The following is a 25,294-nucleotide window of genomic DNA, read 5'->3' on the forward strand; positions in this document are numbered from 1 at the left end:
AAGTGTCGAATCTGACAACGGCTCCGGGAACTACACCTCCGCCAGGAAATTCTTCAGGTCTTCAATCATGAAGCTCAGTTCGGCCTCAGTGTCGTCGTTCAAGCTGTCGAAGTGCAAGTGCTTTTCGAGCTTTTGCATTCGTTGCGCCAGGGAGAAATGATTGACGTCGACCAGAGCACCGCTGATGCGGTGCAAGGTGAGGATGATGTCGTCCACGCGCCTGTTCTGCTTGGACCGCTCCAGCTTGAGGACGTCCTCGTGCATGGTCCGTAGAAACAGATCACGGTACTTTGCGGGCACTTGGGCAGGCCCTTCGGGTATGTGCACTGGTGCGATATCGGGTCGCCTGGGTGCAGCCGTGTCATGGGCTCCGATTTCGGAGTGAGGCGCGTACTCACGCAGCATCTGTATCAGCGTATTGAGGCCGATCGGCTTGACCATCCAGGTATTCATGCCAGCGCTGACGCAGCGCCGCTGTTCGTCCAGCATGGCATTGGCGGTAATTCCGATGATGGGGCACATCACACCTTCAGAGCGGAGCGTGCGGGCCAGTTCATAGCCGTTCATGAGCGGCATGTTCACGTCGGTCAGCACGAAGTCATGCGGCTGCACGTCCCATAGCGCCAGCGCATCCTCGCCGTCCTCGGCCAAGGTGACCTGACATCCCAGTCGTTCGAGCTGATCCAGTATGGTGGTCTGGTTGATGGGGTTGTCCTCGGCAACCAGGATGCGTATCGAGAACCGTGGCATGACGGGTTCCGGCGGGACTATCAGTTGCTGGTTGTGCAGTATGCGCTGGATGCCCCGGCCGATGCTGAGCACATCTTGAGCATCGATTTCAGGATGGGTCGACTCCTGCAGCTGGGGAGAGATGCTGACGTAGTGCCCCTTCCAGTCGGGAGGCGCAGTGGTGCTGCCCGACAGCACATCCAGCAGCAGGGCACGCGAGGTGTGGGCAGAGGTGGGTTGGGCAAGCGGCTCGGCCTGCGCGTGCCAGCGGCTCAGCCAGGCGCAGATGTTCTCCGTCAGCTCCGGGTGCGGTGTACGCACGGCAATTTGGGTGTCGGAAAGGTCGGGGAAGTCGGTGATGGTCTGATTGTCCACATCCAGTGTCAACGCAATGGAAAAGACGCTGCCCACCTGTTTTTCACTCTTGACTTGCATGGAACTGCCCATGAGTTCGGCCAGTCGTGCACAGATCGACAGACCCAGACCGGCACCACGCACGACATGCCGGCTGCCATCGACGACGTAGAACGGCGTGAAAAGGCGATTCTGGTCTTCACGGTCAATACCTACGCCGCTGTCGGCGACTTCGATCTGTAGCGTCACGTGGCCAGGAGTGTGATCCAGGACCAGGCATCGGACGATGATGCTGCCGACATTGGTGAACTTGATCGCGTTGCTGATCAGGTTGTTGAGAATCTGGCGCACGCGCACGGGGTCGCCGAGCACGGAATCGGGAATCCTGGTGTCAACGGCAGAGAAAAGCAGCAGTCCTTTCTGTTGCGCCATGGCTGCATAGGAGCCGGTGCAATCCTGCACGAGTTCGCGTGGGTTGAAGGCCAGGCGCTCCAGTTTGAGCTGTCCGGCTTCTATCTTGCTGACGTCCAGGATGTCGCTGATCAGCTGAAGCAGGATTTGCGAAGAGCCTTCAATGCGGTTGACATATTGACGTTGTTGCCCATCCAGTCGCGTGGCCGTCAAAAGCTCCAGCGTGCCCAGCACGCCATATAGCGGCGTACGGATCTCGTGGCTCATCGTGGACAGAAAGGTGGATTTCGCTTCGCTGGCCTCGTCTGCCGCGCGGCGTGCACGCTCCAGCGCGCGCTCGATCTCGACGCGCGTGCTGATGTCGGTAAACGCGCACAGGACGGCGTCCTCATCCATATAGCGCGCCGGGGTGTAGGAAACCGACAGCGTGCGCTCGTTGTCTATGTACAGGTTGTCCATGCTGCCGGACTGGTCGACAGCGCGCAGGGAGCGCAGGAGCTGGACGGCGTTGGCCTGCAGCGGCTGCGCATGGCCAGACTCGCCGCCCAGCCAGTCCAAGGCAATGGAGTTGCTGAAAACCAGCTCACCACTTGCCTTGCTGATCACGCATAGCGCGACGGGGGCGGTCTGGATCAAGGTGCGATTGAACGCATCGCGTTCGTCAATCTTGCGCTGGGCGTCCACGGCTGGCTCCATGACCCGGCGCTTGTACCAATACGTGTAGCTCAGGCCGGCCAGCATGCTCAGAACCACAAAGATGGCCGCACCGACAAGCAGCCCCATATGGCCTCTGAAAAAGCTGGCGTAGCTGATCAGATAGGTGCCGCTCCAGTTGCCGCTTGCATCCAACGCCTTCCACACCAGCCCGGCGCTTGTAAAGGACAGACCAAGCTTGGTGAGCACTGGCTCGGAGCCGCCTCCCATCAGAGTGACATCTTGATGCTTCAGCCAGAATTGAAAGGGCAGTCCGCTGGCAGTGCTTCTCTCGAGCACGTTGATGCGCTCGCGGCTGAGCAGCGTGGCTGCATAGATGTTCTGGGAGGGGCCGGACGGGCCCCACAGGCCGGACGGGAATCCCGCCGGGACCCAGCCTATCATCTTGTTGGGCAAGGCCGCAGCCTTGAACCAGTGCACTTCGTTGGGATTGAACGACGGCAGCCGCTTGCCTGGTGCCTGCGTGGCGGGACCCGGCCGTGCCGCCAGGTTTTCCTGAATCGCAGAAACCGCGGTTCGGAACATGTCCATGCTGATGGCTTCATAGCCGGCATAGGTATTGATCGCCGGCACGCTGATGCTGGTGCTGTCTGCCGGATTCACGAAAAAGACGGCAGCAGCCGGGAAATAGGAGGACGCCCAGAACGTCGAATAGAAATCGGACAGATAGCTGCCCAGCTGGAATAGTGTTCCAGGAGCGGCAGAGCACTTGGCGGGCAGCGCGCAGGCCAGCGAAAACGGCATGTCCACCACCGATTCCTGGCCCAGGAACAGGCGAGCCCTCCAGTCCGCAGGTGCATCCACTTCATGGAAGCTGGTGACCCTGGAGTAAGGGATGGCTTCCAGGTCCTGGCTCTGGGCACGAAGCTGGCTCAGGAAGATCTCTTGTTCCTTGATATAGCCGACCAAGGTGCTGAAGTCGACCAGCAGTCGGTCGCGCTCCCGATCAATGATGCGCTGTCCTCCCCAGAGCAGTGCGCTCACCAGAGCGACGACTATGGGAAGTATGCCGAACAGCAGCCAGTTTTGCCGGCGCGACGTGCGCGTGATTCGATGGATTGGCGTGTTCTGCATATCAGCGATGACTACGCAGCCTCCGGAGGGAAAAACTGTCTGCGTTGATCGTTGTTCAGCAGCATGGCGAAGTCGCTGGATTTCAGCGCGGAAGAAATCAGAAAACCTTGTACGCAGTCGCAGCCGATGCGGCGCAGAAATTCAAGGTCCGTGACGCTTTCGACGCCTTCGGCGGTGACGGTCAGGCCCAGCTGCTTGCCCAGTTGTACTGCGGACGTCAGCGCCGTCCCGCGGGTCGCATCATCGGTGGCGCCGGTCACGAATGCGCGATCGATCTTGAGTTCCGTGAACGGCATCGAGATCAGGTTGTACATGGAACTGTATCCTTTACCGAAATCATCCTGGGAAAGGCCAAAGCCCTTCAGCCTCAACCGACTTGCACCCATATAGTAGTGCGCTGGCGCAGCGGTTGTCTCGTCTTCAAGCAACTCAAAATTGATGTTGCCTGGGGGAACTTCCCATTTGCGAGCGGTCTGCTCCAGTTCGTCCGGCAGATCCGGGTTCTCCAGAAGGGGGACTGGGAGATTGACGGAAACGGGGATCGTATAGCCGATGTCGCGCCACTGTCGATGCGCGGTCAGTGCATCCTCGAGCATGCGCTGGAGCAGCTGCCGCTCGAGTTTGCAATGGTGGATGGCGGCCAGAAACGAGCCCGGCAGCATGAAGCCGTGCTCGGGATGATCCCAGCGGGCAAGCGCCTCAGCGCCGACGATCTCACCGGTGCGCAGTGCCATCTTGGGCTGAAACCACGCCTGTATCTTGCGGGTGCTCAGTGCGGTCTCTATGGCCGATTTGTCGAACACCAGGGGCTGGCCAAAGCGTAGATCCGGGCTGGAGGTCTGCGTCGCCACGCGGTGACGCAGCTTGCCGATGATCTTGTGGGCATAGCAGGGGTCGAACGGCTTGGAGAAGGCGTCCAGCACGAACAGCCCGACCTCCTTGGCCATCAGGCTGACGCTGTTCATGATGCGGCGCGAGCAGGAACTGGAGATCGCGAGCATCGGCGTCAGGTTTTCGCTTGCGAGCCGGCTGATGAACTGCAGGCCGTCCATGTCCGGCATTCTGATGTCCATGATGACGATTTCAAAGTGTTCCGCGTGCATCATCTTCAAGGCCTGTTCGCCGGTTTGCGCGGCCTTGACGTGAACGAATCCGGCATCCGCGAGTATGGAGCAGATGCGCGCGCAGGAAAACTCGTGGTCGTCCAGGACAAGGATTCTGTATTTGGAAAGCATGATGGTTAACTCCCCTCGGCTTTGATCGAGTTCAGGATTTTTCGCAGTTGGTCTATCGCAAGCGGCTTGATCAGCAAAACGTTGATGCCGGAGGTAAGGCCACGCCGTTGCTCCTCGGGAAACGCATTGGCGGTCAGACCGAGGATCGGGCGCGTGTAGCCACGTTCCCGCAGCGCAAAGGCCAGCTCGTACCCGTTCAGCATCGGCATGTGCAGATCGGTCAGGATGGCGTCGAAGTCCTGGATGTCGGGTCGGTTCAGGGCCATCTGCCCATTCGTTGCAACCGCCACGGTGCAGCCCAGGTGCTGCAGCTGTTCGCGCAATATCAGCTGGCTGATCGGGTTGTCCTCGACAACCAGCAGGTTCATATTGATCAGGTCGAGGTCGACCTGGCCGGTGGGAGTGACCAGGCCGTGCCCTTGCTGCATTCCATTTATTGCGCGGCCCAGGCCCAGGATGCCGTGGGCACTGATCAGCAAGGTGTGGCGGTCTGCGGTGATTCCATGCCGGGCGCCCGGCGGGTGCATGACGATGCGCCGGTGCTGCCATTGCGCAAGAGGCATTGCCCAGGGCCAGGCCTCGATCAGCAGTGACTGTGTATCCATGGAGGAGTGATGCTCGCGGTAGGGCATCGCCATTGCGCCCCAGAGGCGCAGCCAGCCGCACAGGTTTCTCACGACTTCCGGGATTGCACTGCGCACGTAGATCTTCTGGGGCGACAGCCTGGGCAGATTGTCCGGTCCGGACTCTACGGCGATCGGCAGCGTCACCTTGAACGAGATGCGTGTGCCGATACCCAGTTCGCTGGTCGCGGCAAGTTCACCGCCCATCATCTGCGACAGGCGCGAGCAGATGGACAGTCCCAGGCCCGTGCCCTGGATGAGCTGGTCGATATCGGAGTCGGTGCGGAAGTAGGGCTGGAAAAGTTGCGGCAGATGCTCGGCAGCGATGCCGATGCCGGTATCGGCAACCTCGAACTCCAGCTGCACATGGAAATCGTCGACCGGTGTCGAGCGAAGGCGCAGCACGATATGTCCGCTCACCGTGAACTTGATGGCGTTGCTGACCAGGTTGTCCAGAATCTGACGCAGCCGCGTGACGTCTCCGAGCACCTGCAATGGCGTATTGACGGAAGCCGTGGAGTAGAGCCTCAGATTCTTGCGTTCTGCGCGCACACAGAAGGTGGAAACCACATTGTCCAGCACCTCCAGCAGAGCCAGTGGCCTACGCTCGAGTGTCATATAGCCTGCCTCGATGCGCGACAGGTCCAGAGTGTCGTTCAAGGTCGACAGCAGGACGGTGGACGAGTGGCGCAGCGTGTCCAGGTACTGCTGTTGCTGCTCGGTGGCCCCGGTGAGCGACAGCAACTCCAGCGTGCCGAGAATGCCGTAGAGCGGCGTGCGGATCTCGTGGCTCATGGTCGTCAGGAACAGCGTCTTGGCCTGGTTTGCCGCTTCGGCCGCCTGCATGGCATTGACCAGCGACAACTCCGTCTGCTTGAGTTGGGTGACATCGTTGATGGTGCACAGCATGGCTGGACCACCGCAATAGGTCATTGGCGTGAAGGTGCGCTGGACCACGCGGCCGTCTTCAAGTTCCAGGTCTTCGTCAACGCCGCTCAGGTCGGGGGACTCGACGATGTGCTTCCATTGGTGCTCGGCTTTCAGCCAGGCCTGCGCCAACTCGTTGGAGAGCAGGGGGTCGCGGTCGCCCTGCCGCAGCAGGGCCAGACCGACGGGGGCGGTCTTCAACAGCTTTCTGTTCAGGGTCACGCTGTCCATCAGCGCCAGAAAGTTGGATCTCGCGGGAGTCAGCTGCTTGCGGTGGATATAGAAAGAGGCCAGCAGCAGAACGACCGCGAGCGCTGCGCAAAGAGTCAGTGCACCGTAGAGCTTGGCCGCGTTGTCCTTGAGCAATTGCCTGACGGGCATGTAGTACTTCAGGCGCCAGCCTGCGTGGCCTACGGACTTGGTCAGTGCCAGGTATCTGGGAATGCTGCCCTCCCAGACGATGCCGAAGTTGTCGGTGCGCGTGATGTGCAGCGAGTCCTTGTCCATGTCTGGTGCGTTGGCACCCCGCAGTGTTGCGTGACCATTGGGGTCGTAGAGGACATAGCTGCCCCCTGCCATGCTGGTCAGGTCCAGGGCCGAGCCGATATCGTCGAAGGTGATGCCCAGCCACCCGCTGGCGGTGTCGGTTCCGTCGATGGGGGTATAGAGGAACAGTCTTTCACCATCGTCGGTGGGGGGATTCAGCCATACCAGCGGCGAGCTGCCCGAGATTCCGACCTTGGGGTTCTCGCGCAGCAGCGCGCTGGCAATCCACTTCTGGGTTTGCGGCGAAATATCAGGCGTTGCCGAGGCCTTGTCGCCTAATACCGGCAGGGTGGCGCCACTGCTCTTGGACGTGTAGACAAGCGTCGTCTTGATACGGCTGTTGTCATGAACATCCCGTGGAGTCAGAGCCAAGGCCCACTCGTGGCGACTCTCGCCCTCTGGCAACGGATAGATCTCGAGTTGCCTGGCGAGGCCGGACAAGCCCAGTGTTTCGGTCGCCGGAAATGGTTTGAGACTGCGGACAGCGGAGGCGGCCGTGGCGCGTAGCAACTGTTCGCGCTGATCAAAGAAAAGCTGCGCGTTGTAGGCGGCAGCATTCATCTGGCGCCGGTAGCCCGAAACACTTTCGTTGATCGACCAGAAGCTGTAGAGCAATGCCATGGTGACGATACAAAGCAGCGAGGAAGCCGCAAGCGCATACAGCAATACCGTGGGCAGGCGCGTGGCCGTCGCGGCATTTTTTGTGATGGGCTTGAGGGGCAGTCGATGCATAGGCAAATGCTATGAAGCGAGTGCCCTCTTGCGGTTCAGATGAATCTGAATCTAATGAGTACCAAAATGTTTGAACTTGTTGACCAGATCGGCTGGCTTCAATAGTTATCGCGCTAGCCAGGGGTGCGCAAGCGTCCAGCGATTGCGGCTCCCTGTCGATAGTGTTTTGTGCGTGATCAGCTTCGGGCTTGGCATGCCGATGAGCTGTATGCGTTTCCGGCTGGGCACAAAGCCGGGTCGCAGCATTGGAGCGCACTGCAACTCAGCGCACGTATGTGTCGTTTCTCCGTTTCCCCGCTTCCCATTTTTCGGCGAAAGCACAGTGCTTCCACCGCTGCAGGCTCTGCGCTTGTCAAAGCAGCATCAAACCCTGCAGCCGAGTCTTTCGGTGCTGAGTGCAGGGCCAGAACATGCCCTATATATGCGCCCATGACCTGCACCGACACGGCAGCAGGTGCATGCACCGCACCGCACACCATCTTCCGAGCCATCCTTCAGGGGCGGTCGACCTGCCGTTGGCCACCGCAAGGAACTGACACATCGCCACGCCTGGATTGCACGTCAGGTAACGCGCTGAGTCTTCGTTAGGCGCATATATCTGGCCATTGATCTCTCTCATCCTATAGACGTTGGAGGCTCGGGATCCTCCTTCAGGCGGATACGAAGCTCTCTTGAGTGGGTTGGTTTAAGTTAAAGAATTTCGCGCTTTCCCTAGTTGACATTGCTTGACATTGCGCGGCTTTTTTGGCTGGAGATTAGGAATCGTCCGAGACCCGCGAGGGGGGGCTCTTCCTAAACTTCGTTCCTATGTGCTGACCCGTTGGCACATGGCTGCGATAGAGCTACCAACCGCGATCCATGCGTAACTGGCTCCATCCATCACTAACCTTCACTTTAGAGTTCTTGAAATGAAAAAAGCTATTCTCAGCATCGCCGTTCTGTCCGCTCTGGGCTTCGCCTCTGTCGCCTCTCATGCCGCTGAAGGCGCGCGCGGCATGATCAACTTCAACGGATCGATCAACGCTGACTCCTGCGTTGCTCACTCCAGCGGTGCTGGCAGCGCTGGTGGTTCCACTCTGACCTATGACATGGGTGTGGTTTCCAAGACAGCTTTGGGCTCCGAACTCACGCCCGCTGCCTCCACAGGTACCAGCAGCACTTTGCCCGTTGCCATGGACCTGACACTGGAGTGCTCCAGCGGTGCTTCGGTTGACCTGAAGCTGACCCCCACCGTGGCCTCGGGCAAGGGCATTGGCTTGGCGCCCGTGGCTGGTGCAGCCACCAACGTGCAGATCATGCTGATGCAAGCTGGCGCGCCTCTGGACTTCACTACTGGCTCCGTGACTCTGAATGCTCCTCTGGTCAACGGCACGGCCAGCATTCCCCTGACCGCTTACTACACGCTCCAGGCTGGTAAGGCTATTGCCGACGTGGACGCCGGTACCGCCAACGCTACTGCTGCTTACCTGCTGTCTTACAACTAAATCGGCTTCTCTTTCGCAGGCTGCAAGGCCTGCGAAGAGCTTGCATCAAAGATGCGACCGAGGCTTTGGCGGTCCTTGTTAGTGACTTGCGCCAATCGGGATGCCTGGCTTCGGTTCTCCTTGCAGTCAGATTCAGAAGTTTCTTGCTCGGGAGGGCTGGTTTAAATCAGATCTTGTACAGGTTTTCTGCTACCCCGGATGGCCTTGTTGGCATCGTCCAATGCTGGGTGGGGACGAATAGGACTTGTGCGGAGCTTGTGTGATTTTGAGCTTTATCTCTGCGCTGTCTCTGGCCGTGCTTTGTTGTGATGAAGCTATTGACCGGGATAGGCGCGCAACAGGCTTCAGTGATCGTCTCTCCCTCACTTTATAGATTTACGGAAATGAAAAAAGCAATCCTCAGCATCGCCGTCCTGTCCGCTCTGGGTTTTTCGACCGTTTCTGAGGCTGCCTACAGTTTGGGCCCCAGCGGTACGATCACCTTCAACGGCGGGCTCAATGCGGTCACCTGCTCCGTGACAGACGCCGGTGCCACCGTCTCTGGCAATAATTTGACTTACAACATGGGGACGGTGTCGACGAACGACATAGGCACCGAAGCGGCTCCCACGACAGTGGCTTCGGGCGGCGGTGCCGCCTCGGCTTTTACAGCCATGAATCTTCTCCTGGCATGCACTAACTCCACTTCAGTTCAGCTCACACTGACTCCCACAACGCGCAGCGGCAGAGGCATTGCCGTGACTGGCGGAGCCGCGAATGTGCAGATCATGCTGGTGCAAGGGACGACGGCGCTGGACTTCAGCGGCGGATCCGTGACTTTGGCACCCCGCACGCTGAGTGGCGGTTTTGTCATGGAACCCCTGAAGGCTTACTACACGCTGCAAGCGGGCAAGACCACCAGCGATGTAACAAGTGGCGCTGCCAACGGCTCTGCTACCTACGTACTCTCTTACAACTAAATCGGTTTCCCTTTCGCGGGCTGCATTTTCAGTCCTGCGAAAGGACTTCATGGAAGGCCCTACACAGTGTCCGTATCTCGTATTCACACCTTCGCCCGGCGCGTGCTGCTGGCCCTGATGCTCACGGGCGCTGTCGGTGCGCATGCCGATATTTCTCTCAACACCACGCGCGTCATCTTCGACGGCAAGAACAAGGAAGCCAGCCTGATTGTGCGTAATGGCGCCAATCCGGTTCTGATCCAATCCTGGCTTGAGAGCAATGCTCCTGACGACAAGGGCGAGCTGCCTTTTGCCATGACCCCCACATTGGCCAGAATGCAGGTCAACGGCCAACAGCTGCTGCGCGTGCTCTATGCCGGCGGTGCCAATGCCATGCCTTCGGACCGCGAATCGGTGCTGTGGGTGAATGTGCAGGAAATCCCGCAACAGGCAGAAGCGGAAAACTCCCTGCAGATCGCGATTCGCCAGCGCATCAAGATGTTTTATCGCCCCACCGGCCTGCCGGGCACGGCCGCAGAAGCGCCCGCAGCCCTGCGCTGGAGCGCTGACACCGCCGACGGCAAGCCGATGCTGAAGGTGCAGAACCCAACAGCGTTCCATGTCTCCACCACAGGTATCGACCTGGGCTCGGGCGCCGACAAGCAGCGCGTGAGCGAGGCCGTGATGATTGCGCCCGGTGAGAGCAAGAGCTTTGCCCTCAAGAGTGCCGCTTCCGCTTCGGCGGTGAGCTTCACGGCCATCAATGATTACGGCGGTTCGGAGTCGTACCAGGCGCAAGTCGGCGGCTCATCAGTGCTAGTGCCGGCGCAGACCGACTAGGTCACCGAGCGTAGCCAGAACTAGGCTTTTCGCGCCTCACTTTCGCCAGACCCTACAACCGAAGGACTTATGAGTCTGGATCGCCTGAGGCGATCCCGGGCGGTGGGGACTTTTGTCCAAATTTTTCTATCCCCGAGCGTTCGATCATGAGCAAGCTGAAGTCCAAGGTCCCTTTTAAGCCGTCCCACGGCAGCCCTATGTCGTTCCGCCTGAACCCGCTGTGCCAGGTTTTGTTTGGTTCGCTGGGCGTATTCCTGCCCTACTGGGCATTTGCGCAAGCCCTGGAGGAGCCCGCCAAGGCCCCTGCCCAGCAGGCCGCAGTCGTGGCGCAGCTGACATTGCCTGGAGATGGAGAAAGCATCGCCTCGTCTGCAGCGGCAGCCGCTTCTACGAAGCAGCCTGTGCAGGTTGCCGCGCTCGATCATGCCGCTCTGAGCCAGGGCGTGATGAAGGGCTTCAGTACCGCCTTTCTGCAAGGCCTGGGCTCCAGCGTCGACGTGAAAACCCTGCTGTCCAGCAGCGAAGTCATTGCCGGCAACTACCGCGTCGACCTGTTTGTCAACACGCTGCAGTCCGCCCGCATCGACATGCTGTTCTCGCTGAACGCCAAGACCGGCGAGGTCGAGCCCTGCTTTACCAAGGAAATGCTCATCCAGGCCGGCCTGGATATGGCCAAGATCGACTGGGAGCAGGCCGCGAGCCAGGACCCCTCTTGCCTGCGCCTGCCCGAACTGATCCCCCAGGCCAGCGCGCAGTTCGACGCCGCCCGTCTGCGTCTGAACGTGAACGTTCCCCAGGTCTATATGAGCCAGGCACGTCGCGGCTATGTGGAGCCGGCGCTGTGGAGCGAAGGTGTGCCCGTGGCTTTTGCCAACTACAACTTCAGCTCGCGCTTCACCAATAATTCGGGGGGGCTGGCCGACGATCGCAGCACCAATCTGGGTCTGAATATGGGCGTCAATATCGGCGCCTGGCGTTTCCGCAACAACTCCTACCTCAGCAGCGGTTCGCGGCAACCGACCCAGTTCCGCAGCCAGAACACCTATGTGCAGCGCGATCTGACCGAGCTGCGCAGCCAGCTCTGGATGGGCGATACCTACACCACCTCGCAGCTGTTCGACAGCGTGCGCTTTCGCGGCGTGCAGATGGCCTCCGACGACGCCATGCTGCCCGACAGCCAGCAAGGCTATGCTCCCGTCATTCGCGGCAATGCCGAATCGAACGCCACCATCGAAGTGCGCCAGAACGGATTCCTGATCTACACCACCAATGTGGCTCCGGGTCCGTTCGAGATCACCGATCTGGCACCCTCGGGCTCCAACGGCAATCTGGAAATCACCATCATCGAGGCCGACGGCAGGCGCCGCGTCTCCTTCCAGGCGTTCTCCAGCCCGCCTCTGATGGTGCGTGAAGGCCGTCTGAAGTACGACGCCGCTGTCGGCCAGTATCGCAACAACTACAACGGCGGCAGCACGCCTGCGTTTGGCAGTACCTCGGTCCTCTATGGTCTGAGCAGCAACACCACCTTGGCTGGCGGTGCGCAGATGGCGCCCGGCTACCAGATCTTCTCGGGGGGCGCAGGCCTGAACACCACGGCCGGTGCCTTCTCGCTGGACGCCGCGCATTCGCGCAGCAGCGTTAGCGGCAGCAGCGAGACCGGTACCCGCATGCGCTTTATCTACCGCCAGTTCTTCGAGCAAACGGCCACCAATGTGTCCTTCACGGCGCAGGAAAGCCTGAACGAAGGCTTTCGCACCCTGAACGATCATGTTCAGGCGAGGAATCTTGCGAGCGGCCTGAGCTTCAGCCCTCGCACGCCCCGCACGCTTTTGAACCTGTACCTTAGCCAGAACCTGGGTGTCGGCACGCGCTACGGCAGTCTTTACGCAAGCGCCACCGGCGGTCGCAACTGGGACGGCTCCAAGACCAGCAGTGTGTCTGCCGGCTATAGCAACACCTGGGGTCCTGCCTCTTTCAATCTGAGCCTGACGCATTCGCGCAATGTGGCCAGCTCGCAATATGCGGGCGGCCGCTACAGCGATAACGCGGTCTTTCTGTCCGTCACCTTCCCGCTGGGCAAGGGCGGCAGTGCTCCCAATATGTACACCAACGTGGGCCACCAGAAGGCCGGCACCAGTGTGCAGACGGGTATCAGCGGCAGGCTGCCGAATGACAGCGATATCAGCTACTCGGTGATGGCCCAGCGCGAAACTAATGGCAATAGCTCGGCATCGGGCTATCTGGGTGCCACCACCTCGGTGGCGCAGCTCAATGCCGGCTACTCCGTGGGCAACCGCTCCAACACCGCGACGCTGCAGGCCAACGGTTCCATCGTTGCGCACCAGGGCGGCGTCAACCTCGCCCAGCCTTTGGGCGAAACCTTTGCGCTGGCCCAGGTCGAACCGCCAGTGCCCGATATTCGCGTGTCCAGCTATCGCGGCGTGAAAACCGGCCTCAACGGCTATGCCGTCGTGCCCAACGCGGTTCCGTATCGTGCCAACTGGATTGCGATCGACGGCAAGGGCATGAGCGCCGACGTCGAGATCGAAGGCGGTATGGAGCAGGTCATCCCGCGCCGTGGCGCGGCCGTGCTGGCCACCTTCAAGAGCGAGGAAGGCCGTCGCGTGCAGTTCGAGCTGACCCAGCCCGACGGCTCGCCCATGCCTTTCGGTGCCGTGGTGGAAGGCGCAGACGGCACGCGGCTTGGCATCACCGATCCTCGTGGTCGCGTGCTGACCATGCTGCAGCCCGAGCAGGCCGAAGGCCAGTTGCGCGTTATCTGGGATGAGCAGGAATGCCGCATTCCCTACGAGTTGCCCGCCAAGGCCGAGGGCGAGAACTACCAGCGCCTGGCGCTGAGCTGTACCGACGCCAAGCCCGTGCCGCCAGCGTCCCACAAAAAGGGATCCGGCGTGGCCCAGGCCACCGATCCCGATCTGGTGCCCAAGCAGGGGTCCTGATCCCGCTGCCCACGCTCTGGTTCAACGTACCCCATAAGGAATTCGACCCATGAAAACCCTTTTTCGCCCCTCTTCACCCTCTTCGCGCTGGGCCTGGGTTGCCAAGGCCATGGCAGCCTGTGCCGTGACCGCCGGTGCCCTGCATGCGCCCGCAGCCTTGGCCGCAGGCGGCCAGTCATGCGAGGCATCTACAATGCAGGCCCATGGCGCCTGGAACATCTTGCAAGATTTCACCGGCATTCAGAACGGTGTGCCGATTGCCGATGTCACCTTCAGCCAGCTCATAACGGCCCATCAGGTGCAGGCCAACTTCACCACGTCGCCCTCGATCATCATGCCGTTTGCCACTGGCCCCTACCAGACCCTGCCGCTGCAAACATTTCCGGGCCTGGGGCTGAGACTGAAATGGGCGGGTTACGAGGACGTTCTCAATGCCTCGCTCAGCAACGCGCTTCCTCCGATCGGCACAGTCATCGCAGGCCCCGTCGCCTACTGGAACCCGGCAAGATTCGCTACCAGCTCTCTCGGAGCCCAAACGAAGCAGTACCGGTTTAAGTGGAAGTTCGAGCTTGTCGTGACCGATGTCAGGGCATATGCCGGCGGCGTAGGGGACTTCTCGCGTGAAACCGCTCTGGGCAGCATGCAGATGTTCGTGACTGTCTCGGACATTTATCCGACCATCGTCAATCAGTCATGCGCTCCGGTGATCAATGACATTGCAAATGCGCTGATCGGCGGCGTTATCGCCTTGCCCGAGCTACCCAAGCCACCGACACCCACTTGCCAGTTTCCGATTGCTAACAACCTGACCCAGTCGGTGACTATACCGAAAGGTACAACCGGATCGGTTCCCACCAATGGCGCGAGCCGTGCGGAGGGTTCTTCGGGAGAGAGGCAGTTCTTTATCCAAGCGGTCAACTGCGGTGCCAACTCCAATTACGAGATGTACTTCAGCGATGCCAACGCTGGGGGTGGGGGGGGCAACACGTACCTGACTACCACGGGGCCGCTGGCGGGCAAGGTCAATCTCAGAATGTATTCCGGCAGCAATACCAACCCCATACAGTTTGGCGCGCCGCCCGCGGGTGGTTCCCAGCCGAGCTTTGCCGCAGGCGTGACACAGAGCGGTACTTTTGCGGGCCAGACGGTCACCCATCCTCTTACCGTGCAATATGTCCGGGCTCCTGGCTATGCCGCCGGTGCGCTGACAGCGGATCAGTTGACAGCGCAGGCCACGGTGACGGTGCTGTATCCCTGAGTCTTGTCAGCCCAGGAAACAAGCACTCGGACCCGCGATGCACATTGATGGCTCATATGCCTTCCCTATGCCGGCCCCTCGGGCCGCTGGGGGTAGCTGCTTGCTGCAGCGCTTGTTGAAGCGTCAGCTGGAATAGCCAGCGCTTCAACACCTTGCAGCGGGCCGGTGGTTCGGGCGCTTGGAGTTCTGCCATGAAAAATGACGTCTTTGACATGATGGCGGCAGGCAAGGCCGATGCAGCGCAGAGCGTTCCGGCCCCTGCGCAGGTGCCGCCGGCCCAGGTTGCCAGCCTGGCCGCACAGCTGATCGGCTATGGCCTGAGCCACCATGTGCCCGCCATGCAGGAGGGCTTTGACATCATCACCAGCCATGGACGCTGGCGCGTGGATGGCGAGCTGGCGGTGCAGATGGCCAGGCTGATGCGCCAGCATCTGATGCGGCAACTGGCGACAGCATAAGAGACCCTTGGCCAACGGACGGTCCGATCAGCCTATCTCCTGGCAAGACCAGGAGCGCAGCACCGCTCGCGGGCTGCCTGCCAAGGCCGAGGGCAAGAACGATCAGCGCATTGCGCCAGCATGTACCGACATACGGTCCTCGATCCATGAGACGCCGCTTTTTATTCGTCTTCAGTGCCCGCTGCCTTCGCGGGCGCTGGCCAGGCATGCTGCGTTGCCGCCCTGGTCAGAAATCTCACAAGCCAGCTCCAGAGGTCATTGGTAGCCACTCCTGGCTGGAGCGATTGCAGCGTCACCTGAAAAAGCGGGGGCTCCATGCGCCGGCATATCGTGCCCAGGGCAGCGTGAAAACACATTCTCGGCATGATGATGGTCACAGACAAGGCCGCCACAGCAGAGGGTATGGCTGCCTCTGCGCAGATGCCGCCGGCCCGGGTTGCCAGCCTTGTGGCCCTTGTCGCTGTAGCAACGCTGATCGGTCGAGACCTGAGTCGCCATGCATCGAGCATGCCGGAGGAGGGGGGCTTTGATGTCATCACCGGCAGCGGCCGCGGGTTTGCGGCTGTGGCGTTGGCGCAAATGATCGAATCAATGACCGAAGGGCCGTCGAAATAGTTTGACTCTGCCGGAGACGGCATGGATGCATTGCAATGCGCAGGGCAGCAGGCAATGTCGGTTCATCGATACTGCGCTCGCAAACGGCGCGGGCGGTGCAAACCCATCGCTGCTGTGCTGTATTCTTGAGCTTCACGCGTCAGGGAAGACCAGGCCGAGACCCATGCACCAGGGATGCGTATTCACCCATCACAGGCCTTCAGCATGTTTGCTTCTCACATCACTGGGAGCAGCTCCTGGCTGCAATTGCTAGAGCGCCCGCTGGGGCAGGGGACTTGTCAGCAGCTCCATGGGAGGGTACATCCCGCCCGAGCTGGCGTTCCGGGACGAAATCAGACATTTGCAACATGGTGGCCGCCTCCCGCATAAGGTGCCATCGGCCTTGCCGCACAGCGGATCGGCGATGGCCCGGAGCGCCGATAGCAGTCTTACGTCAGGCTGCTGATTCAGTTACCAAGTGCCAGGTTCTCGAATCCAGCAAGGATGGGCTTACGCAAACAGGAATGCCACAACGGCCTGTCTCTTGAGGTAGCCGTCTTGCCTGAACCCGCTTTGCGTAAGTCGTGAAGGAGTTCGATCCATGAAAACCCGCTTCTATCGGTTTTTGGCTTGGGCTGCTCGCCCCATGGCACAGGCTTGGTTGGCCAAGGCTGCGGCAGTCTGCGCCGTGACTGTTGCGGCCCTGCATGCGCCCGCTGCCTTCGCGGCTGGTGGGCAGGCATGCAGTGTTGCCGCAATGGTCAAGGAAAACGGATGGAATATCACCAACAACCTTGCAGGCATTGGCGATGGTGTTGCGATTGCCGATATCACCTTCAGTAATACCACCACGGCGACAGGTACGCAGGCCGGCTACTTCATGTCGTTCACGGTCCTCATGCCTGCCGCCTCAGGTGCCTACCAGACGATTCCTCTCACCACATTTCCGGGTCTGGGGCTGAGATTGCGCTTTGCCGGTTATGTCGACGGTGGAAATGCCCAGCTCAACCCCAGCAATGTTCCTGCTGTCGGGACGACGGTCACCACCAATATGCTTTACTGGGGCAGGTCGCCTTTCCAGAACGGCAGCAATCCAAAGACATTCAAGCTGCTGTGGAAGTTGGAGTTGGTTGTCACCGACGTCAGGGTGTATGCAGGCGGCACTGGCAACTTCGCCAAGGAGCCGGGTTTGGCCGGCATGGGCTTTGCGGTGCTTCCCACTATCACGGACAACACTTCGTCGCCTACGAACCAGGCATGCTCCAGCATCACCTCAAGCATCGGGGACGCGCTGGTCAGTGGCGTGATCCAGCTGCCCGAACTGCCCAAGCCGCCGACGCCTACCTGCCAGTTCCCGGTTGGCAGTCTGAACCAGACGGTGACGCTGAACCGGGGCACCACCGGATCGGTTCCTGCGAATGGAGCGAGCCGAGCAGAGGGAGCTGTGGGCGAGACGCAGTTCTTTATCAACGCGGTCAACTGCGGTGCCAACACCGATTACGCGCTGTATTTCACCGATGCCAACCAGACCGGGGGGAACAAGCCGTACCTGATCAGCACGGGGGCATTGGCGGGCAAGGTCAACCTCAGAATGTATTCCGGCAGCAGCACCACCCCCATACAGTTTGGCCCGCCCCCTCTGGGCGGCAGCATGCCGTCCTATGCCGCCGGCCTGACCAACAGCGGTACTGCGGCGGGCTCGACGTTCAACCACGACTTTACGGTGCAATATGTCAGGGCACCTGGCTATGCCGGCGCATTGTCAGCAGACTCGCTGGCCGCGAAGACCACGGTGACGGTGGTGTATCCCTGAGGTGCATGTGAGTTGCGCTATGCCTCGCCATATCTCTGCCATCTGTCCGCCTTGCAGCTGCCATGCCGTGTGGCTTTGGTTGCATTAAGGGTTGCCTCTCCTGGCGCGTGGCGGGTAAGCAGGCAGAGTCGATGCTCCGGCCTCTGAGGAGCCGCTTCGACGGTGCAGCAGTCCTGCGCATTAGCATTTCATAAACTTGTAACGAAAATCGATTAAACGTCAACCAAGAAACTGGATGTAATTGATTTCCTACAACGGTGGTGCCTGATGGCCTACACGACAACCGCCTTACTGCCTACAATTTTTTTCTGACCAGGTGGAAGGCCAGCACCATCAGCATGTGGTGCTGGCCCACGCCCAGGTCAAACCTGTGCAGCCCTTGCTCAACAAGAAGAAGAGCGGCTCCGGGTTCTGCTGCAGATCTTGGTCCGGCACCCAGACAGGGTGCTCTGAAGTTTGTCGTCACCCATCAGGAAACGATCCATGAAAACCGGTTTCCATCGATCTTCGGCTTGCGCTGATTGACGCATATGCGCTCGCCAGGCAGCCAGAACCAGACCGTTGCGCTTGAGCGGCCATACCCCGGCGCGCTCGACGTTTCAATAGCTTTTTGTGGCGCAGTGCATCCGTGCGTCTGGCACTACCGGTTCGCTGGCAGCAAGCGTTTTGTCGGCGCAGACCTCCGCCGCGGTGGTGTATCCCAGAACTTCTCGAACCCGGGAAGTCGGCACCCAGTCTCGCAATCTGATGATAGACACTCGCTCACCACAACAGTTCTGCATGCCTGTATCTCAAACGGTCGGGAACAGCGACAGGGAACGATACATCACGCCCGAGCCAGGGTCCTGATATGGAAAAAGACATTTTCGACCTGGTGGCCGCCCCCGCGAAGGTGAGCTCCGCCATGCCAAATGGCTTTGACAGCATCACCGACCGCAGCCGATGGCGTGCGGATGGTGAGCTGACAGTGTGCAGATGACCGAGCAGATGGCCAAGCTGATGCAGCCGCTGGAGACGTCTTAAGACCCGCGATCAACACCTCGCTCAGATCAGGCCAATACCTGGGAAGACCAGGCGTGCCGCATCTGCTGCGAGCAGTCCACCAATGCCGATGGTGTGAGCCGTCAGCGCATTGCACTGGCTTGCACCGACGCCAATCTCTGCAGTTCTCGTTCAAAAACGGATCTGGCCTAGCCCAGCTGCCGGTCGTGCTCCTGCGCCCGATCAAGGCTGCTTGTCTCGCTGCCCAAGGCCAGGTTCGCATACTCGAAAAAGAAATCGACCGATGAAAACACTTTTCCGTACTTCCTGCGCTTGCTCGCGCTGGGCCTGGTTTGCCAAGGCTTTGTTGGCCTGCGCTGCAGCCGTCTGTGGCTTGCATGTGCCCCATGCCGCTGCTGAGGGGGGGCAGGCATGCACCACCTCCTCCATCGAAGCCGAAACCCCCTGGAACGTCTTGGCCAATTTAACCGGTATTGCGAACGGCGTTTCGATTGCCGATATCACCTTCAGCCAGACGGTGACGGCTACCAAAACCCTGCAAAATTACGCCATGCTGGCCACGGTCAGGTCTCTTGGCGCCACAGGCCCCTACCAGACCATTCCGTTGGCCACATTGCCGGGCCTGGGGCTGAGGTGGCGCTGGGCGGGTTACGAAAGCATTTCCAATGCCGCGGTTGACCTCAGCACACTTCCCCCGATTGGTACGGTCGTCACTGGCAATCAGAGCAATTTTCTCAATACGCTATTCACCACGAATGAAGCTTCGAAGGAATTCAAGCACAAATGGAAGTTTGAACTTGTGGTGATTGACGCCAGAGTGTATGCCGGTGGCTGGGGCGACTTTACGCGCGAAGTGGGCCTGAGCGGCATGCAGGTCATGCCCAGCATTCGCGACAATGTCGCGCCGATCGTGAACCGGTCATGTTGGCCCGTTCTCTCGGGCTTTTCGCAGGCGCTGGGTCAGGGCGGGGCCATTGCGCTGCCTGAATTGCCCAAGCCGCCAACACCGAGCTGCCAGTTTCCGGTGGGGGCCATGAATCAAACCGTGGTACTCAACCGGGGGTCAGCGGGATCGGTCCCCGCTGTAGGCACCGGCCGCGCAGAGGGTGCCTTGGGCGAGACGCAGTTCTTTATCAGCGCGGTCAACTGCGGTCTCAATTCCAACTACGTTTTCTACTTTACCGATGTCAGCGCGACGGCGTCGACCAAAAATTACCTCAATAGCTCGGGAGAGCTTGCGAACAAGGTCAGCCTCAGAATGTATGCGGCGGACAGTAGCACGCCCGTAGAGTTTGGCCCTCCGCCCGTGGGTGGCAGCATGCCGTCTTATGCTCCCGGCGTTACGATCCACAATACGCCGGAGGGCTCGTCGTTCAATCACGGCTTTACCGTGCAATACGTCCGTGCGCCCAGCTATGCCGGTTCGATGGCAGCAGGCTCTCTGTCGGCACAGACCACCGTCACTGTGGTCTATCCCTGAACCTTTCGAGCCAGGGAAGCCGACGCCAAGGCAAGCCACCAGACAAGGCGCACTCACCCGCCACAAGCTTGCTGGCACGTTGAAGCAGGCTGCGAGGCCAAAGTGCAAGCCTGTGCAGCGGTCCTGTCGTTCGTTGCGCCATTACTTGCCTGATGCCCAACCAATGCCCGGTCTCGCGCGCCCTAGTCCATTGACAATGCATGGCGCAAGGCCGTTTGCGGCGGTTGCCCGGTGGCAACAAAAGCCGGAGTCGGGCTTGACCCCGGCCTTGCTTTTGCGGCTGCCTACTGGGGCTGGTAATCGATGGACTTGAGCAGGGCCTGCTGGTGCTGGTAGGCCTTTTGCAGCTCGCTCATCAGCGCCTGCGAGCTGGCGTCGGTGCCTGATTCCATGCCCATGTCCCTGAGCCTGGCCTCGACCTGGGGCTGCTTGAAATACTGCAGCGCAATCTCTCGGACCCTGGCCTGCACATCGGCCGGAATATCGGGGCGCGACCAGACGCCGAACCAGCTCACCTCGGCCAGCTGCGGATAGCCCAGCTCCTTGAAGGTGGGCACATCGGGCAGTTGCACCATGCGCGTGGGGTAGTTCACGGCCAGTGCCTTGACCTTGCCGGCCTTGATCAGCGGCAGGGAGGTGGTGAGACCGTCCATCATCAGCGGCACATGGCCGCCCATGAGATCGCTGAGCGCCGGGGGAGAGCCCTTGTAGCCCAGGTGCTTCATCTTGATATTGAGCAACTGCCCGAGCAGCATGCCCGAGGTATGGCCGCGCATGCCCGTGGCATAGGAGGCGAAGTCCAGCCCGTCAGGCTGCTTTTTGCCGTAGTCGGCCAGCTGTTGCAGATTGCTGGCCGGGAAGTCCTTGTTGGCAATCAGTACCAGGCCGTTGCGGCTGAGCTGGGCCAGCGGCTTCAGGTCCTTGAACGGCTGATAGCTGACCTTGTAGGCCAGTGGCGTTTCGCTGACGATGCCGCCCTGGATCAGCAAGAACGTGTGGGCGTCCTTGCCGTTGGCAAGCAGGTCGTTGACGGCCAGTACGCCGGCCGCGCCGGGCTTGGATTCGACAATCACCGGCTTGCCCAGCTGTTTTTGCATGCCATCGGCGAGCAGGCGTGCCAGCGAATCGGCATTGCCGCCGGCCGGGCCGCCGACCACCAGGCGTATGGGCTTGACGGGCCAGGGGGCCTGCTGCGCCATGGCCGCTGCACTGAGGCTCAGGCCGGTTGTCAGGGCCACGGCCCTCCAGAGCTTGGTTTGTTTCATCATCGTCTCCTCTGTTTCTTGACTGCCCGGCAGCCACCGCTTTGCCAGTGCACCGGGCCGCACTGTCAAAAAATTCTCGGCGCGAGGGGGGCAGAGGGTTTGACGAATTACGCCAGCTTCTTGGCCGTTGGAGCGATCAAGGGTTTTGGAGCGGTCAGCAGTACGGGCAGATCGGGCGCCGCGCTGCCTTCAATGGCCTTGAGGAAGGAGCGCACCAGCAGGCTTTCGCTGCGTTCCTTCATGCAATAGACGTAGGTGGTGGTGCTGGCCGGGTCGCCGGCAATGCGCACGGGCCGAAAGCGCGGGTCGGCAATGAATTCGGCCTCGGACACGGCACCGATGCCCAGGCCGCGCGCCACAGCCTCGCGTATGGCTTCGCGGCTGCCGATCTCCAGCTGGGTGCGGGGCTTCACGCCGGCGGCCTGCAGCGCTTTTTCGATGGCGGTGCGCGTGGTGGAGCCTTGCTCGCGCAGCAAGAGCGGCAGGCCGTGCAGCTCGCCCAGCTCGACCTGCTCGCGCCTTGCCAGCGGATGGTCGACATGGGCAAACAGGATGATGGCGTGGCGCGCATATTCGCGCGCCAGCAGCTCGGGCCTGTCATACAGACCGGCCAGCACCGCCACGTCGGTGGTGTAGTTCTCCAGATCGTGCAGCACCTGCTGCGAGTTGCCCATGCGTATCGACAGCTTCATGCCGGGATGGCGGGCGCTGTAGGCCGCCACCATCTCGATCACATGGAAGGGCCCCACGGCGCCGATCTTGAGTTCGCCCTGGTTGAGCTGGCCCGAGTCACGCAAAAAGAACTCGGTTTCTGACTCCAGCGCGAGCAGCTTCTGCGCCAGCGTCATGAGCTTGTGGCCGGCGCCGGTGAGCGTCATGCGATAGCCCTGGCGATGGAAGAGTTCGATCTGGCTTTGCCGCTCCAGCGTGGCGATCTGGCTGGAGATCGTGGGCTGGCTCACGCCCAGGGAGCGGGCGGCTGCGCTCAGGCTGCCTTGCTGGGCCACGGCGATAAAAGCTCGGTAGCGGGCGGTGCTCATGCAAATTTCATCTCAAGGTTTGATCTATGGAAGCTGTCAAAACTGATTCTGAAACCTTCACATGACAGTCATATGTCGTCCCTAATATTTGCATCAACGCACTGCAGTGACGGTGCGATGGCGGAAGCCCAGCCGCACCCTACAGACGCACTTGCAAAGGATGAAATCCATGACGATGACCCGCAAAACCTGGCTGAAAGCCGCAGCCGCCAGTCTGACGCTTGCCGCCACCACCGGCGTCATGGCGCAGCAGCCCACCGAGCTGCGCGTGGGCCTGATCCCTTCCGAGGACGCCCAGGCCATGATGCGCGCCAGCCAGCAGGTGATGGACCAGTTGGCCGCCAAGACCGGCCTGAAGATCAAGCCCTTTGTGGCCAATGACTACAACGGCGTGATCGAGGCCATGCGCTCGGGCAAGATCGACGTGGCCTATTTCGGCCCCTTCTCCTATGTGCTGGCCAGCCAGCTGGCGAATGCCGAGGCCTTCGCCATTCCCGTGGCCAAGAAGTCCGGCAAGAGCTCGTACAACAGCATCATCATCAGCAAGAAGGACAAGGGCCTGAGCACCGTGCCCCAGCTGCAGGGCAAGACCTTTGCGTTTGTCGATCCCAGCTCGGCATCGGGCCATCTGTTTCCCAAGGCCGGCCTCAAGGGCGAGGGCATCGATACCGACAAGTATTTCTCCCGCGTGATCTTCTCGGGCTCGCATGACGCCAGCATCATGGCCGTGGCCAACGGCAAGGTGGATGCGGCGGCCGTGGCCGATCCCATCTTCCAGACGGCTGTCGCCAAGGGCCATGTGAAGGCCGAGGACTTCCAGGTCATCTGGCGTTCCAAGGACATCCCCGAGTCGCCCATGGCCTGGCGCAAGAATCTGGACGAAGCCACCAAGAAGAAGGTGGCTGCGGCACTGGCCGAGATCAAGGGCCTGCCCTGGGGCGACCGTGGCGAGCTCAACGGTTTTGCGCCCACCAACGATCAGGCCTATGACGTGGTGCGCCAGACCGCCAAGGCGCTGAATCTGGACCTCGGGAAGATGAAATGATCAGCATCCGCAATCTGCGCAAAAGCTATGGCAGCAACCATGTGCTGCACGGCATCGACATGGATGTGAAGGCCGGCGAGTTCGTGGTCATGCTGGGCCTGTCGGGTGCGGGCAAGTCCACCTTGCTGCGCTGCATGAACGGGCTGAACCAGCCCGACAGCGGCCAGCTGCAGGTGGGCGGCATCGACCTGATGCGCAGGCACTCGCGCCGTGAGCTGGCCCGCCATGTGGCCATGGTCTTCCAGCACCACAACCTGGTACAGCGCCTGTCGGTGCGCAAGAACGTGCTCACGGGGCGGCTGGGCCAGGTCGGCACGCTGGCCTCGGTGCTGCAGCTGTTCAGGCAAAGCGATATCGCACTGGCCGATGCCTGCCTGCAACGCGTGGGCCTGGCCCACAAGGCCGACGAGCGCACCGAGGCACTCTCGGGCGGGCAGATGCAGCGCGTGGGCATTGCCCGTGCGCTGGCGCAGCAGCCGCAGGTGATTCTGGCCGACGAGCCCGTGGCCAGCCTGGACCCCAAGACCGCGCGCAGCGTGCTGCAGTATCTGCGCGATGCCACGCGCGAGCTGGGCATTGCCGTGGTCTGCAATCTGCACCAGGTCGATTACGCCCGGGAGTTTGGCGATCGCATCGTCGGCCTGTCGCAGGGGCGCATGGTGTTTGACGGCGTGCCGGCGATGCTGGACGAGGCCGCGCTCAACGCCATCTACAGCGGCGAGCCGCAGCCCGCCGGACATGCCGCAGGGCAGGGCGGTGCGCTGCATGTCAGCAGCACCGCAGCCGGCAACTGGCTGCCCGGGGCGATGTCGCCAGCCGTAGCCGCAGGAGGTCTGCAATGAGTAGCGAAAGCCTGAAGCAGCCAGACCGCTGGCAATGGACGGCCGCACGCCCGCAAGGCCGGGGCGGTTGGCTCGGTTATGCCGCGCTGGCCCTGGTCATCGGCTGGGTGCTGCACTGGAGCGCTGCGGGCGCGCAGATGAGCTGGAGCGAGCTGGCAGGCGGCATGCCGCAGATTGGGGACTTTCTCTCGCGCTCGGTGCCGCCGGACTGGAGCATGCTGCCGCGCCTGTGGGCACCGGCGCTGGAGACGATTCAGATCGCCATCTGGGGCACTTTGCTCAGCGTGATCCTGGCGCTGCCGCTGTCCTTTGTGGCGGCCGGCAATCTGCACGGCTGGCATTGGCTGCGCCGCATCACGCGCCAGTTTCTCAATGTGATCCGCAGCATCAACGAGCTGATTCTGGCGCTGGTGTTTGTCTCGGCCGTGGGCCTGGGTCCCTTCCCCGGCGTGCTGGCCCTGGCCCTGCACGGCATGGGCATGCTGGCCAAGTTCTTTGCCGAGGCGATCGAGGAGATCGACGACGGCCCGCTGCAGGCCTTGCGCAGCGCCGGTGCCAGCCAGCTGCAGATCATCGCCTTCGGCGTGGTGCCCCAGGTCATCACCGCCTGGATTGCCGTGGTGCTCTACCGCTTCGAGGTCAATCTGCGTTCGGCCACCGTGCTGGGCATGGTGGGTGCGGGCGGTCTGGGCTTCGAGCTGGTCAGCAGCCTCAAGCTGTTCCGCTACCAGGAGACCGCGACCTGCATCATCGTCATCACGGTGATGGTGATTGCCGCCGACATGGCATCGAACTGGCTGCGCAGCCGCATACAGCAGGGCGCTCGCCACTGATCCCGCTGCGGTGCCGGTGTGCGCCGCAGTCCTTGTATAAATCAAAAATATGAGCTATCAGCGCTTGGTACATAAGCGCTAAGGGCTGATTTCGCTC

17 protein-coding genes are annotated in these 25,294 nt (G+C 61.0%); 12 read left to right on the plus strand and 5 right to left on the minus strand.

Annotation, left to right across the window (positions count from 1 at the left end; all coding sequences use genetic code 11):
* Positions 1-30 precede the first annotated feature (30 nt).
* The 3 genes from DJFAAGMI_RS19270 to DJFAAGMI_RS19280 are packed head-to-tail and all read right to left on the minus strand — an operon-like array spanning position 31 to position 7,345.
* A complete protein-coding gene (locus DJFAAGMI_RS19270) occupies positions 31-3,282 on the minus strand; it encodes a hybrid sensor histidine kinase/response regulator (protein ID WP_211458442.1) in 3,252 nt (1,083 codons plus the stop codon).
* Between the two features lie 11 nt (positions 3,283-3,293).
* Entirely contained in the window at positions 3,294-4,517 is a 1,224-nt protein-coding gene (locus tag DJFAAGMI_RS19275; protein ID WP_211458444.1) for an EAL domain-containing response regulator, read from the minus strand.
* A 5-nt stretch (positions 4,518-4,522) separates the two neighbouring features.
* On the minus strand, positions 4,523-7,345 hold the full coding sequence (locus tag DJFAAGMI_RS19280; protein ID WP_211458446.1) for an ATP-binding protein: 2,823 nt from the start codon (positions 7,343-7,345) through the stop codon (positions 4,523-4,525).
* A 908-nt stretch (positions 7,346-8,253) separates the two neighbouring features.
* Here DJFAAGMI_RS19280 and DJFAAGMI_RS19285 point away from each other — a divergent pair.
* The 9 genes from DJFAAGMI_RS19285 to DJFAAGMI_RS19325 all read left to right on the plus strand — a co-directional run bounded on the left by DJFAAGMI_RS19285 (position 8,254) and on the right by DJFAAGMI_RS19325 (position 20,172).
* The gene (locus DJFAAGMI_RS19285; protein WP_211458448.1) at positions 8,254-8,829 is read left to right on the plus strand and encodes a fimbrial protein; all 576 of its coding nucleotides are present in this window, start codon (positions 8,254-8,256) and stop codon (positions 8,827-8,829) included.
* Positions 8,830-9,212: 383 nt separating this feature from the next.
* Entirely contained in the window at positions 9,213-9,788 is a 576-nt protein-coding gene (locus DJFAAGMI_RS19290) for a fimbrial protein (RefSeq protein ID WP_211458450.1), read from the plus strand.
* Positions 9,789-9,854: 66 nt separating this feature from the next.
* Positions 9,855-10,607: a fimbrial biogenesis chaperone gene (locus tag DJFAAGMI_RS19295; protein ID WP_211458452.1), complete on the plus strand. Its 753-nt coding sequence runs from the start codon at positions 9,855-9,857 to the stop codon at positions 10,605-10,607.
* Positions 10,608-10,753: 146 nt separating this feature from the next.
* Positions 10,754-13,567 (plus strand): fimbria/pilus outer membrane usher protein, encoded by a 2,814-nt coding sequence (locus DJFAAGMI_RS19300; protein WP_249334557.1) that lies wholly within the window; start codon positions 10,754-10,756, stop codon positions 13,565-13,567.
* 49 nt (positions 13,568-13,616) lie between these two features.
* Positions 13,617-14,825, plus strand: coding sequence for a hypothetical protein (locus tag DJFAAGMI_RS19305; RefSeq protein ID WP_211458454.1), 1,209 nt, complete (start codon positions 13,617-13,619; stop codon positions 14,823-14,825).
* A gap of 191 nt (positions 14,826-15,016) precedes the next feature.
* The gene (locus tag DJFAAGMI_RS19310; RefSeq protein ID WP_211458456.1) at positions 15,017-15,283 is read left to right on the plus strand and encodes a hypothetical protein; all 267 of its coding nucleotides are present in this window, start codon (positions 15,017-15,019) and stop codon (positions 15,281-15,283) included.
* Positions 15,284-15,685: 402 nt separating this feature from the next.
* Positions 15,686-15,898 carry a hypothetical protein gene (locus DJFAAGMI_RS19315; RefSeq protein ID WP_211458458.1) on the plus strand — a complete coding sequence of 71 codons (213 nt, stop codon included), beginning with the start codon at positions 15,686-15,688 and terminating at the stop codon, positions 15,896-15,898.
* Between the two features lie 580 nt (positions 15,899-16,478).
* Positions 16,479-17,690 (plus strand): fimbrial protein, encoded by a 1,212-nt coding sequence (locus tag DJFAAGMI_RS19320; RefSeq protein ID WP_211458460.1) that lies wholly within the window; start codon positions 16,479-16,481, stop codon positions 17,688-17,690.
* A 1,285-nt stretch (positions 17,691-18,975) separates the two neighbouring features.
* Positions 18,976-20,172, plus strand: coding sequence for a fimbrial protein (locus DJFAAGMI_RS19325; RefSeq protein WP_211458462.1), 1,197 nt, complete (start codon positions 18,976-18,978; stop codon positions 20,170-20,172).
* A 284-nt stretch (positions 20,173-20,456) separates the two neighbouring features.
* Here DJFAAGMI_RS19325 and DJFAAGMI_RS19330 read toward each other — a convergent pair whose 3' ends face one another.
* Together DJFAAGMI_RS19330 and DJFAAGMI_RS19335 are read right to left on the minus strand one after the other, a co-directional pair.
* Entirely contained in the window at positions 20,457-21,437 is a 981-nt protein-coding gene (locus DJFAAGMI_RS19330) for a Bug family tripartite tricarboxylate transporter substrate binding protein (RefSeq protein WP_211458464.1), read from the minus strand.
* A 107-nt stretch (positions 21,438-21,544) separates the two neighbouring features.
* Positions 21,545-22,477: a LysR substrate-binding domain-containing protein gene (locus DJFAAGMI_RS19335; protein ID WP_211458466.1), complete on the minus strand. Its 933-nt coding sequence runs from the start codon at positions 22,475-22,477 to the stop codon at positions 21,545-21,547.
* 169 nt (positions 22,478-22,646) lie between these two features.
* Between DJFAAGMI_RS19335 and phnD the strand changes: the two genes are divergently transcribed.
* From phnD to phnE, 3 genes are read left to right on the plus strand one after another with little or no spacing between them, the layout of a single operon-like run.
* Positions 22,647-23,522, plus strand: coding sequence for a phosphonate ABC transporter substrate-binding protein (gene phnD / locus DJFAAGMI_RS19340; RefSeq protein ID WP_087081655.1), 876 nt, complete (start codon positions 22,647-22,649; stop codon positions 23,520-23,522).
* Positions 23,519-24,364: a phosphonate ABC transporter ATP-binding protein gene (gene phnC / locus DJFAAGMI_RS19345; RefSeq protein WP_211458468.1), complete on the plus strand. Its 846-nt coding sequence runs from the start codon at positions 23,519-23,521 to the stop codon at positions 24,362-24,364. The genes phnD and phnC overlap by 4 nt, the downstream gene beginning before the upstream one ends.
* Positions 24,361-25,197, plus strand: coding sequence for a phosphonate ABC transporter, permease protein PhnE (gene phnE, locus DJFAAGMI_RS19350; RefSeq protein ID WP_211458470.1), 837 nt, complete (start codon positions 24,361-24,363; stop codon positions 25,195-25,197). The genes phnC and phnE overlap by 4 nt, the downstream gene beginning before the upstream one ends.
* Positions 25,198-25,294 lie beyond the last annotated feature (97 nt).

It is taken from the genome of Comamonas brasiliensis, from assembly GCF_018292285.1.
GTDB lineage: Bacteria > Pseudomonadota > Gammaproteobacteria > Burkholderiales > Burkholderiaceae_C > Comamonas > Comamonas brasiliensis.

Coding starts and splice junctions, on each gene's coding strand:
- DJFAAGMI_RS19270 (WP_211458442.1), bottom strand. CDS start 3,282: ATGCAGAACACGCCAATCCATCGAATCACGCGCACGTCGCGCCGGCAA.
- DJFAAGMI_RS19275 (WP_211458444.1), bottom strand. CDS start 4,517: ATGCTTTCCAAATACAGAATCCTTGTCCTGGACGACCACGAGTTTTCC.
- DJFAAGMI_RS19280 (WP_211458446.1), bottom strand. CDS start 7,345: ATGCATCGACTGCCCCTCAAGCCCATCACAAAAAATGCCGCGACGGCC.
- DJFAAGMI_RS19285 (WP_211458448.1), top strand. CDS start 8,254: ATGAAAAAAGCTATTCTCAGCATCGCCGTTCTGTCCGCTCTGGGCTTC.
- DJFAAGMI_RS19290 (WP_211458450.1), top strand. CDS start 9,213: ATGAAAAAAGCAATCCTCAGCATCGCCGTCCTGTCCGCTCTGGGTTTT.
- DJFAAGMI_RS19300 (WP_249334557.1), top strand. CDS start 10,754: ATGAGCAAGCTGAAGTCCAAGGTCCCTTTTAAGCCGTCCCACGGCAGC.
- DJFAAGMI_RS19305 (WP_211458454.1), top strand. CDS start 13,617: ATGAAAACCCTTTTTCGCCCCTCTTCACCCTCTTCGCGCTGGGCCTGG.
- DJFAAGMI_RS19310 (WP_211458456.1), top strand. CDS start 15,017: ATGAAAAATGACGTCTTTGACATGATGGCGGCAGGCAAGGCCGATGCA.
- DJFAAGMI_RS19315 (WP_211458458.1), top strand. CDS start 15,686: ATGGCTGCCTCTGCGCAGATGCCGCCGGCCCGGGTTGCCAGCCTTGTG.
- DJFAAGMI_RS19320 (WP_211458460.1), top strand. CDS start 16,479: ATGAAAACCCGCTTCTATCGGTTTTTGGCTTGGGCTGCTCGCCCCATG.
- DJFAAGMI_RS19325 (WP_211458462.1), top strand. CDS start 18,976: ATGAAAACACTTTTCCGTACTTCCTGCGCTTGCTCGCGCTGGGCCTGG.
- DJFAAGMI_RS19330 (WP_211458464.1), bottom strand. CDS start 21,437: ATGAAACAAACCAAGCTCTGGAGGGCCGTGGCCCTGACAACCGGCCTG.
- DJFAAGMI_RS19335 (WP_211458466.1), bottom strand. CDS start 22,477: ATGAGCACCGCCCGCTACCGAGCTTTTATCGCCGTGGCCCAGCAAGGC.
- phnD (WP_087081655.1), top strand. CDS start 22,647: ATGACGATGACCCGCAAAACCTGGCTGAAAGCCGCAGCCGCCAGTCTG.
- phnC (WP_211458468.1), top strand. CDS start 23,519: ATGATCAGCATCCGCAATCTGCGCAAAAGCTATGGCAGCAACCATGTG.
- phnE (WP_211458470.1), top strand. CDS start 24,361: ATGAGTAGCGAAAGCCTGAAGCAGCCAGACCGCTGGCAATGGACGGCC.